The sequence below is a fragment of the Stenotrophomonas sp. Y6 genome, assembly GCF_022436665.1.
GTDB classification, from domain to species: Bacteria; Pseudomonadota; Gammaproteobacteria; order Xanthomonadales; family Xanthomonadaceae; genus Stenotrophomonas; species Stenotrophomonas acidaminiphila_A.
The window spans coordinates 46,810-62,355 of sequence record NZ_JAKUKB010000010.1 but is presented as its reverse complement, the minus strand read 5'-3'; the positions used below and the strand labels follow the sequence as shown (position 1 = coordinate 62,355).

Genomic DNA, 15,546 nt, shown 5'->3' with positions numbered 1-15,546 from the left:
GGCTTACAGCTTCTGCAGTTGCGCGCGGGCCTGCGCGGCGCCGCTGCCCTGCGGCTGCAGTTCCAGGTAGGTGGCGTAGGCCTGCTTCGCCCGGGGCTTGTCGCCGGCGTGGAAATAGGCGTCGCCCAGGTTGAGATGGGCCACTGCGCGCGACGGGTCGATCTTCAGTGTGTTCTCCAGCCAGCGCGCCGCTTCGGCGTAGCGTTGCTGGCGGTAGTAGACGAAGCCCAGGTTGTTGGCGGCCTGGGCGAAATCCGGGCGCAGCTTCAGCGCTTCGGTGAACTGCGCCACCGCCTCGTCGTAGCGTTTCTCGCGGTACAGCTGCAGGCCACGGTCGTTGGCCTGCTGGGCGCGCTGGCGGTCGGACGCCGGCACCGCCGCCGGCACTACCAGCGTGCTGCTGCCGCCCTGCAGGCTGGCCACCTTCACCGCGGCCTCGGCGCCGCCCTGGGCCGCATCGACGCGGCTGTTGAGCGCGATGGCGTCGGCCGAGAGCTGGGTGGTGCCGGCGTTGAGGAATTCCTGGCTGTCCGGTACCTGGAACACGAACTCACCGCCCTGCGAGCCCGGCAGGCTGCCGAACGCCGGGGTCTGCCGCGATACCGCCGACACCGCCGGCGCGACGTAGGCGGCCAGTTCAGTGCCGGTGATCAGGCCGTCGCCGTTGAGGTCGCCCTTGCCGGACAGTGCCTGCAGCAGCACCCAGGTGAACACCGAGTGGCCATTGGGCCCGCTGTCGGCCACCTGCTGGTCGGCGCCACCGGCGGTGAGCATCTGCCGCGCGGCACGCCGCGCGTTCTCGCGCAGGAACGCGGAAGACGACGCGCCGCCGCGGGTCAGCCCCAGGCCGCTGTAGCAGGCGTCCATCACGAACAGTACGTGCTTGGCCTGCAGGCTCTCGGCGATGTTCTGCACGTCGGTCATCGCGATCGCGTCGGTGGCGAACTCGCGCGGGTCCGAGTCGACCGGGATGATGTAGCCCAGGTCGCGCCCGGAGGCGAGCTGGCGGGTGGCGCCATGGCCGGCGAAGAACACGAACACGCGGTCGTTCTTCTGCGTGCGGCCATCGGCGAGGCGGTCGTGGAACGCCGCCAGGATGTTGTTGCGGGTGGCCTCGTGGTTCTTCAGCACGATCACCTGCGAGGAAGGGAAGCCGAACTGGCCGGTCAGGGTGTCGGCCACGGCCTGCGCATCGCGGCTGGCGTACTCCAGCTTCGGCCACTTCGCGTAGTCGTCGATGCCGATCACGATCGCCCAGGACTTCTCGTAGCCGGTGGTGACGGTGGCTGGGTTGCCGGCATCGCGGCGCGCGCGGCTGACGGAGAAATCGCGGCCGTTCCAGCCGGCGAACTGGTAGCCGTCGGCGATCAGCCGGTCCAGGATCTGCGGCAGCGCCTTCACCGCGCGGTCGTGGATGTCATGGAACAGGATGATGCCCTTCTGCTCCTTCTGCACCTGCTCGAGCACGCGCTGCACGATGGACTCCGGCACCGGGTCGGCCCAGTCCATCGAATCGATGTTCCACATGATCGACTTGAGCCCGGCCTCGCCGAGCAGCTGCAGGCCTTCGGCGTTGCGCGCGCCATAGGGGAACCGGAACAGCGGCGCGCGCTCGCCACCGACCCGGCGCAGCAGCGTGTCGGTGCCCAGCACCTGCTCGCGCAGCGCGTCGCCGCTGGTGCGCGACAGCTGCGCGTGGGTCAGGCTGTGGTTGCCCACCGCATAGCCGTCGGCCATCAACTGGCGGCTGATGCCCGCCATCGCACCGAGCGTCACCGTGCCGTCGGCAGCGACGGTGCCGATGTTGCGGCCCACCTCGAAGAACACGCCGGGGACGTCGTAGCGCTTGAGGATGGCGCTGATCTCCTCGGTATGCGCCTTGTGCGGGCCATCGTCGAAGGTCAGCACCACGGTTTTGACCGGCAGGTCGCGGCCGAAGATCTCGCGCTCGCTGTCCTTCATCGACATCGGGTAGGGCTCGATCACCCCATGGTCGCGCAGGATCGCCTCGCGCTCGTAACGGGTACGCAGGTGGGCCACGTAGTCCTCCCACTTCTCGCGCCTGAGCGCGATGGCGCGGGTGCGATCGAAGCGGCTGAAGATACGGGTCACTTCCTGGTTGTAGTTGCGCTCGATCTCGTCCAGCGCCTCCAGATCCTCGCCGATGCGCTGGTGCAGCTTGACCGCCGGCAGCGAGGAATCGGCGCCGATGCGCGCGTGCAGGTCGCGCAGCACCTCGCGGAACGCCAGGCGGTCGGCATCGAACAGATCCGGCGCCGACTCGATGTAGTCCAGCACCACGCCGAGCGTGGCGAAGCGCTGCGGGCTGGCGGTGCGCAGCAGCGCATCGAACTGCGCGGCGATCGCCTCGCGCTGTTCAAGCCCCTGGTGGAACAACTGCTGGCCGATGCGGGTGGACGTGGCGCGGTCGCGCTCGCCCTGCGCGCCCTCGTCGGCGAGCAGCACGATGATGCGGCGGTGGCCGTCGAGTTGCTTCTGCAATGCCGCCAGCAGCGGCGCGGCGGCAGGGTCGGCGGCCGCGGCCTGTTCCGCTGCCGGGGCCGGCGGTACGTCCTGCTGCCCGCCACCGCACGCGCCCAGCAACGCGGCGATCGCCACGGGCAACAGGAAACCGCGCAGTACTGGAAAACGGGACATGGCAGGCGAAGACGGGCGGAGGCCGGACGATTCTAGTGGAGCGGCGCCTGCGCCGCTGGCCCCGTGGGCAGCACGACGGCGCGCACCCGCGCCGCGCATGCGAAAAGCCCGCCTTGCGGCGGGCTTTCGCGTTTACTTGGCTTCGGCCTTGGCCGGCGGCGTCGGTGCGTCCTCGCCGTGCTTCTTGGTCATCCACCACTGCTGGGCCAGGCTCAGCCCGCCGTTGACCACCCAGTACAGCACCAGGCCGGACGGCATGAAGGCCATCATGACGCCGAACACCAGCGGCATGAACTGCATCATCTTCTGCTGCATCGGGTCCATGCCCGGTGCCGGGGTCAGCTTCTGCGTGAACCACATCACCGCCACGTTGATCACCGGCAGGATGAAGTAGGGGTCACGCGCGGTCAGGTCCTGGATCCACGCGAACCACGGTGCCTGGCGCAGTTCCACCGATTCCACCAGCACCCAGTACAGGGCGAAGAAGATCGGCATCTGGATCAGCAGCGGCAGGCAGCCGCCCATCGGGTTGATCTTTTCCTTCTTGTACAGCTCCATCATCGCGGTCTGGAACTTCTGGCGGTCGTCGCCATAGCGTTCCTTGAGCTGGGCGATGCGCGGCTGGAACTTGCGCATCTTGGCCTGCGACTTGTACTGCGCATTGGCCAGCGGGAACAACGCCAGCTTGAGCAGGATCACCAGGCCGATGATCGACCAGCCCCAGTTGCCGACCAGCTTGTGGACCTGGTTCATCACCCAGAACAGGCCCTGGCCGATGATCGCCATCAGCGAGAAGCGGCTGTAGTCGACCACGCGCTCCAGGCCGGGGACGTCTTCCTTGGCGATCTGGTTGACCAGCTTCGGGCCGACCCACAGGCGTGCCTGGGTGCTCACCTTCTGGCCCGGAGCCACGGTGAAGCCGGGGCCGCGCGCCTCGATGACATGGCGCGGGCCGTTCTGCGAAAGCAGGTACAGCGAGGCCTGGTCGGCCTGCGGGATCCACGCGGTGAAGAAGTGGTGCTGCAGCATCGCCACCCAGCCACCGGTGATGGTCTGGTTGAGGTTGCCGTCCTCCAGGTAGTCGGCGAAGGGCCGGCGCTGGTACTTCTTGTCGTTGTCGTACCAGGTGGCGCCGTTGAAGCTGAAGGAATCGGGGTTGGTCATGCTGCGGCTGAGCACCGCCGGCACCCGGTCCAGCTTGCGGAACACATAGCCCTGCCACGGCGTGGTGCCTGCGTTGACCACTTCATCCTTGACGCCGATGGCGTAGTCGCCGCGCTTGAAGGTGTAGGTGCGATGGATGCTGACGCCGTTCGGGCCGTTCCAGACGAACGGCACCTGCAGCTCGCTCTGGCCATCGGCCAGGGTGTAGTCCTTCGCCGCCTGCACCGGCTGGAAGCCGTTGGCGCCCGGCGCGGCCGAGCCGCCCTGGCCGACCCAGCCGCTGGTGGCGCTGTACGGATGCGCCTTTTCCTCGGTCAGCAGCTGCACCGGCGGGCTGCCGGCAGCCTTGGTCTGCGGGAACTGCAGCAGGTCGGCGTCGAGCACGCTGCGGCCGTCGAGCACCAGCTTCAGCACGTCGGTGGTCACGTTCACGCGGGGTGCGGTGGTGACCGCTTCCAGCGCTGGCGACGGCGTGGCCGCGGCCTGCCCGGGAACGGCCGCCTGCGGCACGTTGCCGGCGGCCGGCGGTGCCAGGTCGGCATCGTTTGCCGCCGGTACCGCGGGCTGGGTCGCGGCGACGGTGGCCGGGTCCGGCGCGTTCTTCTCGCGGCCCCACTCCATCCACAGCAGCACCGCCACCATCAGCCAGGCGAAAATCAGGAATACACGGGTCTGGTTCATCAGCAGGCAGGCTCGGCTCGACCAGGCAGGGTGCCCGGCGCGTTCAAGGAAGAAGAGGGTTCGTTGCCCTCGCGCGGCGGCATTGTGCCGTCAGCGACCACGGCGGGCAATGCGCCGGCACGGCGCAGCAGGCGTTCGAACGCCTCGCGGATCTGCCGGTTGCTGGCAAGTCTGGCCGCCGAGCGGGCGACCACGACGTAGTCACCCCCGGCCATGCCTGCCCGGAGGTGGCGTGTGGCATCACGCAGCACACGCTTGATACGGTTGCGGCCCACCGCGTGCGTATCGACCTTGCGTGACACGGCCAAGCCCAGCCGGGCGGGGGAATCCCCTTTCAGCCAGTGCAGTGTCATCAGCGGGTCGGATACACGGCGGGCGCCGTTGAAGACCGTTGTATATTCGGCACGCGTACGAACCCGCGCAGAGCGAGGAAATCGCTTGCGCGGGTCGGTGCTGCTCACGATCGGAGTTGCATCTGCCGCACGGGGCGGCAACGCAATCAAGCGCTGAGGACTTTGCGGCCCTTGGCGCGGCGACGCGACAGGATCTTGCGGCCGTCAGCGGTCTTCATACGCGCGCGGAAGCCGTGATCGCGCTTGCGCTTGAGGTTGCTGGGTTGGAACGTGCGCTTGGTGGCCATGGGGGCACCTGTATGAATGGGACGGAAAGAACCGGAAATTCTATAGACCCCACCCCCACTGCGTCAAGCCTTGTCCGGCCTGCGCTGCAGGGGTTTCATCCACAGGCTGTGGATGATCCTGTGAACAAGTCAGGGACAAGCATTCCCGCCCCCGCCGCGCGGTGGTAGTCTGGGCCATCCACTTTCCCCTACTCCGGCACGTGGCCGGGCGGCTCGCTGCGCCCGTCCCGCGTGCCTTCTACGATTATTCCTGATGGATGCCTGGTCCCGTTGTATCGAACGTCTCGAAGCGGAGTTCCCGCCCGAAGATGTCCACACCTGGTTGAAGCCGTTGCAGGCCGACCACCGCGCCGACAGCATGGTGCTGTACGCCCCGAATGCCTTCATCGTCGACCAGGTGCGCGAGCGCTACCTGCCGCGCATCCAGGAGCTGTTGCGCTATTTCGCCGACGTCACCGACGTGCAGCTGGAGATCGGATCGCGCCCGCGCGCGGCCGAACCGGTGGTGGCGCCCGCGCCTGCGGCCATTGCCGCGGCCGCCACGCCGGCGGTGCCGTTCAACGGCAACCTGGACGCGCATTACACCTTCGCCAACTTCGTCGAAGGCCGCAGCAACCAGTTGGGCCTGGCCGCCGCCTTCCAGGCGGCGCAGAAGCCCGGCGACCGTGCGCACAACCCGCTGCTGCTGTACGGCGGCACCGGCCTGGGCAAGACCCACCTGATGCTGGCCGCCGGCAACGCCATGCGCCAGGCCAACCCGGCCGCGCGGGTGCTGTATCTGCGTTCGGAGCAGTTCTTCAGCGCCATGATCCGGGCGCTGCAGGAAAAGACCATGGACCAGTTCAAGCGCCAGTTCCAGCAGGTGGACGCGCTGCTGATCGACGACATCCAGTTCTTCGCCGGCAAGGACCGCACCCAGGAGGAGTTTTTCCACACCTTCAACGCGCTGTTCGACGGCAAGCAGCAGATCATCCTGACCTGCGACCGCTATCCGCGCGAAGTCGAGGGCCTGGAAGCGCGGCTGAAGTCGCGCCTGGCCTGGGGCCTGTCCGTGGCGATCGAACCGCCGGATTTCGAGACCCGCGCGGCCATCGTGCTGGCCAAGGCCCGCGAGCGCGGCGCCGAGATTCCCGATGACGTCGCGTTCCTGATCGCCAAGAAGATGCGCTCCAACGTGCGCGACCTGGAAGGCGCGCTCAACACGCTGACCGCGCGCGCCAATTTCACCGGACGCGCGATCACCACCGAGTTCGCCCAGGAAACCCTGCGCGACCTGCTGCGCGCGCAGCAGCAGGCGATCAGCATTCCCAACATCCAGAAGACCGTGGCCGACTATTACGGCCTGCAGATCAAGGACCTGTTGTCCAAGCGCCGCACCCGTTCGCTGGCGCGGCCGCGGCAGGTAGCGATGGCGCTGACCAAGGAGCTGACCGAACACAGCCTGCCGGAAATTGGCGACGCCTTCGCCGGCCGCGACCACACCACGGTGCTGCATGCCTGCCGCCAGATCCGCACGCTGATGGAGACCGACGGCAAGCTGCGCGAAGACTGGGACAAGCTCATCCGCAAGTTGAGTGAGTAAAGCATCGGGACACCGGCAACGACGTGGCAACAGGGCCAGCGAATGATGCATCGGCGCGAGACAGGCGTCATCGCACAAAACGGTGCATCATTCGGGGGCAGACGCTGGGGAATCTGTGGATAAAAATGTGCTGCCAGATCGGCGCCAAGTTATCCACAGCTTTCCCCACCCGTTCCGGGCCAGTAATACAGAGGGTTTCGATGCAATGAAATCTTTTAAAAACAAATACTTGGGTGTGTTTTAAACCAAATCTGGCTCTACCAGCACCACCAAGCTTTTGATTTAACCCACATCTTTAAAAGCATAGGGGCACGAAACCACATGCGTTTCACACTGCAGCGCGAAGCCTTCCTCAAGCCGTTGGCCCAGGTCGTCAACGTGGTTGAACGCCGTCAGACCCTTCCGGTTCTGGCCAATTTCCTGGTCCAGGTACAGGGCGGCCAGCTGTCGTTGACCGGTACCGACCTGGAAGTGGAAATGGTCTCTCGCATCGCGGTCGAGGATGCGCAGGACGGCGAAACCACGATTCCGGCACGCAAGCTGTTCGAGATCGTCCGCGCCCTGCCCGACGGCAGCCGCGTGACCGTGTCGCAGACCGGCGAGAAGATCACCGTGCAGGCCGGGCGCAGCCGCTTCACCCTGGCCACGCTGCCGGCAAACGATTTCCCGTCCGTGGACGAGGTCGAGGCGACCGAGCGCGTAGCGGTGCCCGAATCGGCACTGAAGGAACTGATCGAGCGCACCGCGTTCGCGATGGCGCAGCAGGACGTGCGCTATTACCTCAATGGCCTGCTGTTCGACCTGCGCGACCAGCTGCTGCGCTGCGTGGCCACCGACGGCCACCGCCTGGCGCTGTGCGAAACGGCGCTGGAGAACAGCACCGGCTCCAAGCGCCAGATCATCGTGCCGCGCAAGGGCGTGACCGAGTTGCAGCGCCTGCTCGAGGGCGGCGACCGCGAAGTGGAGCTGGAAGTCGGCCGCAGCCACGTGCGGGTCAAGCGCGACGATGTCACCTTCACCTCGAAGCTGATCGATGGCCGTTTCCCGGATTACGAAGCGGTGATCCCGATCGGCGCCGACCGCGAAGTGAAGGTGGACCGCGAAACCCTGCGTGCGTCGCTGCAGCGTGCGGCCATCCTTTCCAACGAGAAGTACCGCGGCGTCCGCGTTGAAGTCACGCCGGGCCAGCTGAAGATCAGCGCGCACAACCCCGAGCAGGAAGAAGCGCAGGAAGAGATCGAGGCAGATACCCAGGTCAGCGACCTGGCCATTGGCTTCAACGTGAACTACCTGCTCGATGCGCTGTCGGCACTGCGCGATGAGCACATCGTCATCCAGTTGCGTGATTCCAACTCCTCCGCCCTGGTACGTGAAGCCAGCAGTGAGAAATCCCGGCATGTAGTCATGCCGTTGCGTCTCTGAGGCGTGCAGTTCCACGTGGAACACAAGCCCGGCAATGCCGGGCTTTTTTTTCGCCTTGCAGTTCACGCAAGGTTTCACGTGGAACCCGGCAGCGACGAGGTTGCTATCTGCCCTGCCCGCTGTGGAACGTTTGCCAGTCCAGGCCGACGAGGTGCCTGTTGAAGGTTCCCGTTCCGGGATGCGTCGGCACTCAGAAAAGATCCCCCTTGGGAACGTTTGCGTGAGGCCTGCAGAGCTTTAAATCTGGAAATAAATCAAAAGCTTTGTGGTGATGGTAGTGCTGGATTTCATGTAAAACTAGGTTATCTATTTGTTTTAAAAGGATATTTGTAGGGCGAAACCCCTGCGGAAAAGGCGGGGATTTGCCTGTGGATAGCTGTGGGTAGCCAGATCCGGGGATGAAATCGGCGGATTTATCCACAGGGTACGCAGGGAGGACCCACTGGCCCCCCACAGGGCTGGGCGGCGCCCGAAGGCGATGATCGGCGGCACTCCCCTCACCACGCGGTCCGGGGGATGGATGCTTTAAGCTGCGGATCTTTCCCCGGGGGTAACCGCCGGGGTGTTGCATCCACTCCCGAGCATCAATGCACATCGTCCGTCTCTCGCTGAACCAGGTCCGCCGGTTCGATTCCGTGGAGCTCGCTCCCCGCCCGGGCCTCAACCTGATCACCGGCGACAACGGTGCGGGCAAGACCAGCCTGCTGGAGGCCCTGCATCTGATGGCGTACGGGCGGAGTTTCCGTGGCCGGGTCCGCGACGGACTGGTACAGAAGGGCGCCGAGGCGCTGGAAGTCTTTGTCGAGTGGCAGGAGCGCGTGGGAGCCGGCGGTGGCGAACGGCTGCGCCGTGCTGGCCTGCGTCATGCCGGCCAGGCGTGGAAGGGCCGTCTTGATGGGGAGGATGTAGCGCAACTCGGAACGCTGTGCGCGGCTCTCGCGGTGGTGACTTTCGAGCCGGGCAGCCACGCCCTGGCCAGTGGCGGCAGCGAGCCGCGCCGACGTTTCATCGATTGGGGTTTGTTCCACGTGGAACCTGACTTTCTTTCGCTGTGGCGTCGTTACACCCGGGCCCTCAAGCAGCGTAATGCCCTGCTGAAGGCGGGCGCCGCCCCGCGCCAGCTTGATGCCTGGGACCACGAACTGGCCGAGGCGGGGGCGCCGCTGACCTCGCGGCGCCAGCATTACCTCGACCGGCTGCAGGAACGCGCGGTGGCCATTGCGGCGGATCTGGCGCCTGGGCTGCAGTTGCAGCGCCTGGAACTGCAACCGGGCTGGCGCCGGCACGAGATGTCGCTGGCCGACGCGCTGTTGCTGTCCCGCGAGCGCGACCGCGCCATGGGCCACACCTCGGTGGGGCCACACCGGGCCGACTGGTCGGTCGGCTATGGGGAGATTCCTGGCCGCGATGCGTTGTCGCGCGGCCAGGCCAAGCTCACCGCCCTGGCCTGCCTGCTGGCCCAGGCGGACGATTACGCGGCCCAGCGCGGCGAGTGGCCGGTGATCGCCCTGGACGACCTCGGGGCGGAACTGGACCGGCACCACCAGCAACGCGTGCTGCATCTGCTGGCCGCAACCCCCGCCCAGGTTTTCATTACCGCCACCGAGACCCCTGTCGCCCTGTCCGAACACCTGCACCCGTCCGCCGTGTTCCACGTGGAACACGGCGCCATCCAGGTCCGCCCATGACGGTTCCGGGTGCGCAAGGGCCCGGCTGGTATACTTTCGACGATCCCCTCTTTACTCACGCCCCGACCTCCGGGCCGGCGCGTGACCTGTGGAGCCAACGGCAAGCGCGATGAGCGAAGAACAGAACACTCCGGCCAGCAACGGCAATTACGACGCCAACAGCATCACCGCCCTTGAAGGCCTGGAGGCTGTCCGCAAGCGTCCCGGCATGTACATCGGCGATGTCCACGATGGCACCGGCCTGCACCACATGGTGTTCGAAGTCGTCGACAACTCCATCGACGAAGCGCTGGCCGGACACGCCGACAACGTGCTGGTGACGATCCATGCCGATGGCTCGGTGTCGGTGTCGGATAACGGCCGCGGCATCCCGGTGGGCAAGCATGAGCAGATGAGCGCCAAGCTCGGCCGCGAGGTATCCGCCGCCGAGGTAGTGATGACGGTCCTGCACGCCGGCGGCAAGTTCGACGACAACAGCTACAAGGTGTCCGGTGGCCTGCACGGCGTGGGCGTCAGCGTGGTCAACGCGCTGTCGGAGAAGCTGCTGCTGGACGTCTTCCAGGGCGGCTTCCATTACCAGCAGGAATTCAGCAACGGTGCCGCGGTCGGCCCGCTGAAGCAGCTGGGCACCACCAGCAAGCGCGGTACCACCGTGCGCTTCTGGCCCTCGACCGTCGCGTTCCATGGCAACGTCGAATTCCATTACGAAATCCTGGCGCGCCGGCTGCGCGAGCTGTCGTTCCTCAACTCCGGCGTCAAGGTCACCTTGGCCGACGAGCGTGGCGAGGGCCGTCGCGACGATTTCCACTACGAAGGCGGCATCAAGAGCTTCGTCGAGCATCTGGCGCAGCTGAAGACCCCGCTGCACCCGAACGTCATCGCGGTCAGCGGCGAGCACAACGGCATCACCGTGGAAGTGGCGCTGCAGTGGACCGATTCCTACCAGGAAACGATGTACTGCTTCACCAACAACATCCCGCAGAAGGATGGCGGCACCCACCTGGCCGGTTTCCGCGGCGCGCTGACCCGCGTGCTGAACAACTACATCGAGCAGAACGGCATCGCCAAGCAGGCCAAGATCAGCCTGACCGGCGATGACATGCGCGAAGGCATGATCGCGGTGCTGTCGGTGAAGGTGCCGGACCCGAGCTTCTCCAGCCAGACCAAGGAAAAGCTGGTCAGCTCCGACGTGCGCCCGGCCGTGGAAAACGCCTTCGGCGCGCGCCTGGAGGAGTTCCTGCAGGAGAACCCGAACGAAGCCAAGGCCATCGCCGGCAAGATCGTCGATGCCGCCCGCGCCCGCGAGGCCGCGCGCAAGGCCCGCGACCTGACCCGCCGCAAGGGCGCGCTGGACATCGCCGGCCTGCCCGGCAAGCTGGCCGACTGCCAGGAAAAGGATCCGGCGTTGTCCGAGCTGTTCATCGTCGAGGGTGACTCGGCGGGTGGCTCGGCCAAGCAGGGCCGCAACCGCAAGAACCAGGCGGTGCTGCCGCTGCGCGGCAAGATCCTCAACGTGGAACGCGCGCGTTTCGACCGCATGCTGTCCTCCGACCAGGTAGGTACGCTGATCACCGCGCTGGGTACCGGCATCGGCCGCGATGAGTACAACCCGGACAAACTGCGCTACCACAAGATCATCATCATGACCGACGCCGACGTCGACGGCGCGCACATCCGCACCCTGCTGCTGACGTTCTTCTACCGGCAGATGCCGGAGCTGATCGAGCGCGGCTACGTCTACATCGGCCTGCCGCCGCTGTACAAGATCAAGCAGGGCAAGACCGAGCTGTACCTGAAGGACGACCCGGCGCTGGACGCCTACCTGGCCAACAGCGCGGTGGAGAACGCCTCGCTGGTTCCGGCTGCCGGCGAACCGCCGATCGAGGGCGTGGCGCTGGAGAAGCTGCTGATGACCTACGCCAGCGCCCAGGACGCCATCGACCGCAACGCCCACCGCTACGATCGCAGCCTGCTCGAAGCCCTGGTCGATTTCACTCCGATGGACCTGGAGCACCTGCGCAACGCGCCGGCCGGCGAGGGCCTGGACGCGCTGGCCAGGCGCCTGAACCAGGGCAGTCTTGGCACCCCGCGTTTCAGCCTGGTCCTGCAGGAACCGACCGAACAGCGCCCGGCCGCAGTGCTGGTCACCCGCCGCCACATGGGCGAGGAGCACATCCAGGTGCTGCCGCTGGCGGCCTTCGAATCCGGCGACCTGCGCCCGCTGCACCAGGCCTCGCAGTTGCTGCATGGCCTGATCCGCGAAGGCGCGACCATCAACCGTGGCAACCGCTCGACCGAGGTCACCGGCTTCGCCCAGGCCCAGGCCTGGCTGATGGAGGAAGCCAAGAAGGGTCGCCAGATCCAGCGCTTCAAGGGCCTGGGCGAAATGAACCCGGAACAGCTGTGGGACACCACCGTGAACCCCGATACCCGCCGCCTGCTGCAGGTGCGGATCGAGGATGCGGTGGCCGCCGACCAGATCTTCAGCACCCTGATGGGCGACGTGGTCGAACCGCGCCGCGACTTCATCGAGGACAATGCGCTGAAGGTCACCAACCTGGATATCTGACACAATCCTGCAACACGTGCGGGTGCCGCACCCGGCCCCCGCCCGCCGCCTCTCCCGCTGCCGCAGGAACACGATGTCCGCCCCACCACCGGTTCCGTTGTCCGTCCCGCCCGCCACGCCGCCGGTATCGCGCCCGGGCTCGCCGCTGCTGGGCTTTGGCCTGGACATCCTGCTGGCAGCCAGCATCCTGCTGGGGCTGAGCCTGCTCTGCGGCCTGGCGTGGGGCCTGTGGCGCGGGTTCGAGGTCGGCATGGCGGTCGCGCGCGAAGGCGGCGGAGCGCCGGATGCGGCACAACTGGGCGCGCAACTCGGCCAGCCCGGTGCCCTGGCGCAGATGCTGATCGCACTGGTGTCCACCGGCCTTGCCGCCCTGGTGCTGTACTTCTGGCGCCGGCCGGCCTCACAAGCCGAGCGTACCGCTTCCCATGCCGCCGTCCGCCGTGCGTCCACCTGGGGCTGGACCCTGCTGGTGGCTGCCGGGGTATTCGCCGGCAGCAGCCTGATCTCTTGGCTCGGCAAGCAGCTCGGCATCGAGCCGGTGCCGACCAATCTGCCGCTGATGGAACAGGCCCTGGCGCACTACCCGGTGTTCCTGGTGGTGTTCGCCGTGTTCCTGGCCCCGGCCTACGAGGAACTGCTGTTCCGCCGGGTGCTGTTCGGACGGCTGTGGGCGGCGGGACGGCCGTGGCTGGGCATGGCGCTCAGCGGTGCTGCCTTCGCCTTCATCCATGAGATCCCCGGGACCACCGCCAACGGACTGCCGGAAGTCCTGCAGCTGTGGCTGGTCTACGGTGGCATGGGCGTGGCCTTCGCCTGGCTCTATCGCCGCACCGGCACCTTGTGGGCGGCGATTGCCGCGCATACGCTCAACAACGCGATCGCACTGACCGCACTGGTGTTTTTCGGGCTGCAGTAAGTGCGCAACAGGTTGACGGAAATTTAAGCCGGGCGCTCGCACACTGCGGGCATGAATGAAGGGAAATACGCCATGAAACCCCTGCTGTTCGGCGCCGCCATCGCCCTGCTGCTGGGCGCCTGCGCGACCACGACCTCACCCACCGGCCGCCGCCAGGTGGTGGGTGGGATCTCGCAGCAGCAGCTGGACCAGCTCGGCGCGCAGGCCTTCGCCGAAACCAAGGCCAAGCAGACCCTGAGCCGGGACGCCCGCCAGAACGCGTACGTACAGTGCGTGGTCAATGCGCTGGTCGCCGAATTGCCCCAACAGTACCGGGGCGTACGTTGGGAGACCGCGCTGTTCGTCGAGAAGGAACCCAATGCGTTCGCCCTGCCCGGCGGCAAGGTCGGGGTCAACAGCGGCATCTTCACGGTGGCGAAGAACCAGGACCAGCTGGCGGCGGTGATCGGGCATGAGATCGGCCATGTGATCTCGCGGCACCACGAAGAGCGTCTGACCCGTCAGCAGGGCACGCAGCTGGGCCTGGGCATAATCGGCGCGCTGGCCGGCGCGGCCTATGGCGATACCGCGGCCAGCGCGGTCAACCAGTTCGGCGGCCTGGGCGCACAGGGACTGATCCTGCTGCCCGGCTCGCGCACCCAGGAAAGCGAGGCCGACGTGGTCGGCCAGCGGCTGATGGCGCAGGCCGGGTTCGACCCGGCCCAGGCCGTGGACCTGTGGCAGAACATGATGGCGGCCGGGGGCGGACGTCCCCCGCAGTGGCTTTCCACCCACCCCGATCCGACCAACCGCATTCGCGAGCTGCAGCGCGATGTGGCCGTGCTGGAACCCGTCTACCGCCAGGCGCGCCAGTCCGGAAGGACGCCGCGCTGCGGTTGACCCGTGGACACCACCATCCCGGGCCTTGGACATTGGTGCAATACAGCATCGGAAGTGATTTCTCCGTCAAAATTTTTCTGTTACGTTTGGCGGCTCTGTCTGCACAGACAGTCCGTCTACAGCCCCGCCCCCGCGGTTCCATCGAGGTGACCCATGATCTCCCGCAGCCATAAGCAGGCCCTGCTTTCCGTCCTCGTCGCCACCGTACTGGGTGGTGTCGTGGTTGCCGACGCCGCCGCCCAGGCGCGTTCGTCCGATCGCGGGAGCGAGCGCCGCAGCCGCGGTTCGGCCAAGGCCGAGGTGCTGTATCCGGAAGCGACCCGCCAGGAACCCAATGGCAAGTCGTCCTCGAAGATGGGCGGCAAGCTGCAGAAGCTGTTCGCCGCCTACAACAAGGACGACTACGAGCAGACCCGCACCCTGGCCGATGAGATCATCGCCGCCGAGGGCGCCAATGACTATGACAAGGCGGTCGCCAACCAGCTCGCCTCGCAGGCGGCCTACAACCTGGACGACACCGCCGCTGCCAAGCAGTACCTGCAGCAGGCCATCGCGCTGAACCAGCTGGACAACAACGGCCACCTCCAGGCGATGCTGATGCTGGCCCAGCTGCAGCTGCAGGACGAGCAGTACGCCGAAGGCCTGGCCAACCTGGACAAGTACTTCGCCGAGTCCAAGTCGCACAAGCCCGAGGAGCTGGTGATCAAGGGCCAAGCCCTGTACCAGACCGAAAAGTACGCCGAGGCCATCCCGGTGCTGAAGGCGGCCATCGCCGCCTCGCCCGAGCCGAAGGACAGCTGGAACCAGCTGCTGATGGCGGCCTACGCCGAAGCCGGCCAGACCGGCGAAGCGGTCAAGGAAGCCGAGGCCCTGGCCGCCAGGAACCCGGCCGACAAGAAGGCGCAACTGAACCTGGCCAGCATGTACATGCAGGCCGACCAGATGGACAAGGCCGCCGCGGTGATGGACAAGCTGCGCGCGGCCGGACAGCTCACCGAAGAGCGCGAGTACAAGCAGCTGTACTCGATCTATGCCAACACCGAGAACAAGGAAAAGGACGTCATTGCGGTGATCAACGAGGGCATGTCCAAGGGCATCCTCAAGCCGGACTACCAGGTCTACCTGGCGCTGGCGCAGTCGTACTACTACTCCGACCAGATCCCGCAGGCCATCGAGGCGTGGCAGAAGGCCGCCCCGCTTTCCAAGGATGGCGAGACCTACCTGAATCTGGCGCGTGTGCTGCACTCTGAAGGGCGGATTCCCGAAGCCAAGCAGGCGGCCCGGGATGCAAAGGCTAAAGGTGTGAAGAACCCGGCCGATGCAGACAAGATCATCAACCTGAAGTAA

General features: G+C 66.5%; 11 protein-coding genes. 7 read left to right on the top strand and 4 right to left on the bottom strand.

What is annotated here, in order from left to right; genetic code table 11:
• Positions 1-3: 3 nt before the first annotated feature.
• The 4 genes from MKP15_RS13210 to rpmH all read right to left on the bottom strand — a co-directional run bounded on the left by MKP15_RS13210 (position 4) and on the right by rpmH (position 5,143).
• Entirely contained in the window at positions 4-2,658 is a 2,655-nt protein-coding gene (locus MKP15_RS13210) for a polysaccharide deacetylase family protein (protein WP_240213003.1), read from the bottom strand.
• Between the two features lie 132 nt (positions 2,659-2,790).
• Positions 2,791-4,503, bottom strand: a complete 1,713-nt coding sequence (yidC, locus tag MKP15_RS13205; protein ID WP_240213002.1) for a membrane protein insertase YidC — start codon at positions 4,501-4,503, stop codon at positions 2,791-2,793.
• Positions 4,503-4,964, bottom strand: a complete 462-nt coding sequence (rnpA, locus tag MKP15_RS13200) for a ribonuclease P protein component (protein WP_054668516.1) — start codon at positions 4,962-4,964, stop codon at positions 4,503-4,505. The genes yidC and rnpA overlap by 1 nt, the downstream gene beginning before the upstream one ends.
• A gap of 38 nt (positions 4,965-5,002) precedes the next feature.
• Positions 5,003-5,143, bottom strand: a complete 141-nt coding sequence (gene rpmH, locus MKP15_RS13195) for a 50S ribosomal protein L34 (RefSeq protein WP_006404565.1) — start codon at positions 5,141-5,143, stop codon at positions 5,003-5,005.
• A 253-nt stretch (positions 5,144-5,396) separates the two neighbouring features.
• Between rpmH and dnaA the strand changes: the two genes are divergently transcribed.
• The 7 genes from dnaA (at position 5,397) to MKP15_RS13160 (ending at position 15,546) form a co-directional block, all read left to right on the top strand.
• Positions 5,397-6,725, top strand: a complete 1,329-nt coding sequence (gene dnaA / locus MKP15_RS13190) for a chromosomal replication initiator protein DnaA (RefSeq protein ID WP_240213001.1) — start codon at positions 5,397-5,399, stop codon at positions 6,723-6,725.
• Positions 6,726-7,046: 321 nt separating this feature from the next.
• Positions 7,047-8,147 (top strand): DNA polymerase III subunit beta, encoded by a 1,101-nt coding sequence (dnaN, locus tag MKP15_RS13185; RefSeq protein ID WP_104937593.1) that lies wholly within the window; start codon positions 7,047-7,049, stop codon positions 8,145-8,147.
• 587 nt (positions 8,148-8,734) lie between these two features.
• Positions 8,735-9,835 (top strand): DNA replication/repair protein RecF, encoded by a 1,101-nt coding sequence (gene recF / locus MKP15_RS13180; protein WP_240213000.1) that lies wholly within the window; start codon positions 8,735-8,737, stop codon positions 9,833-9,835.
• A 109-nt stretch (positions 9,836-9,944) separates the two neighbouring features.
• Positions 9,945-12,404 carry a DNA topoisomerase (ATP-hydrolyzing) subunit B gene (gene gyrB / locus MKP15_RS13175; RefSeq protein WP_240212999.1) on the top strand — a complete coding sequence of 820 codons (2,460 nt, stop codon included), beginning with the start codon at positions 9,945-9,947 and terminating at the stop codon, positions 12,402-12,404.
• A 73-nt stretch (positions 12,405-12,477) separates the two neighbouring features.
• A complete protein-coding gene (locus MKP15_RS13170; RefSeq protein WP_104937596.1) occupies positions 12,478-13,320 on the top strand; it encodes a CPBP family intramembrane glutamic endopeptidase in 843 nt (280 codons plus the stop codon).
• A gap of 72 nt (positions 13,321-13,392) precedes the next feature.
• Positions 13,393-14,199 (top strand): M48 family metallopeptidase, encoded by an 807-nt coding sequence (locus MKP15_RS13165; RefSeq protein ID WP_104937597.1) that lies wholly within the window; start codon positions 13,393-13,395, stop codon positions 14,197-14,199.
• Positions 14,200-14,352: 153 nt separating this feature from the next.
• A complete protein-coding gene (locus MKP15_RS13160; protein ID WP_240212998.1) occupies positions 14,353-15,546 on the top strand; it encodes a tetratricopeptide repeat protein in 1,194 nt (397 codons plus the stop codon).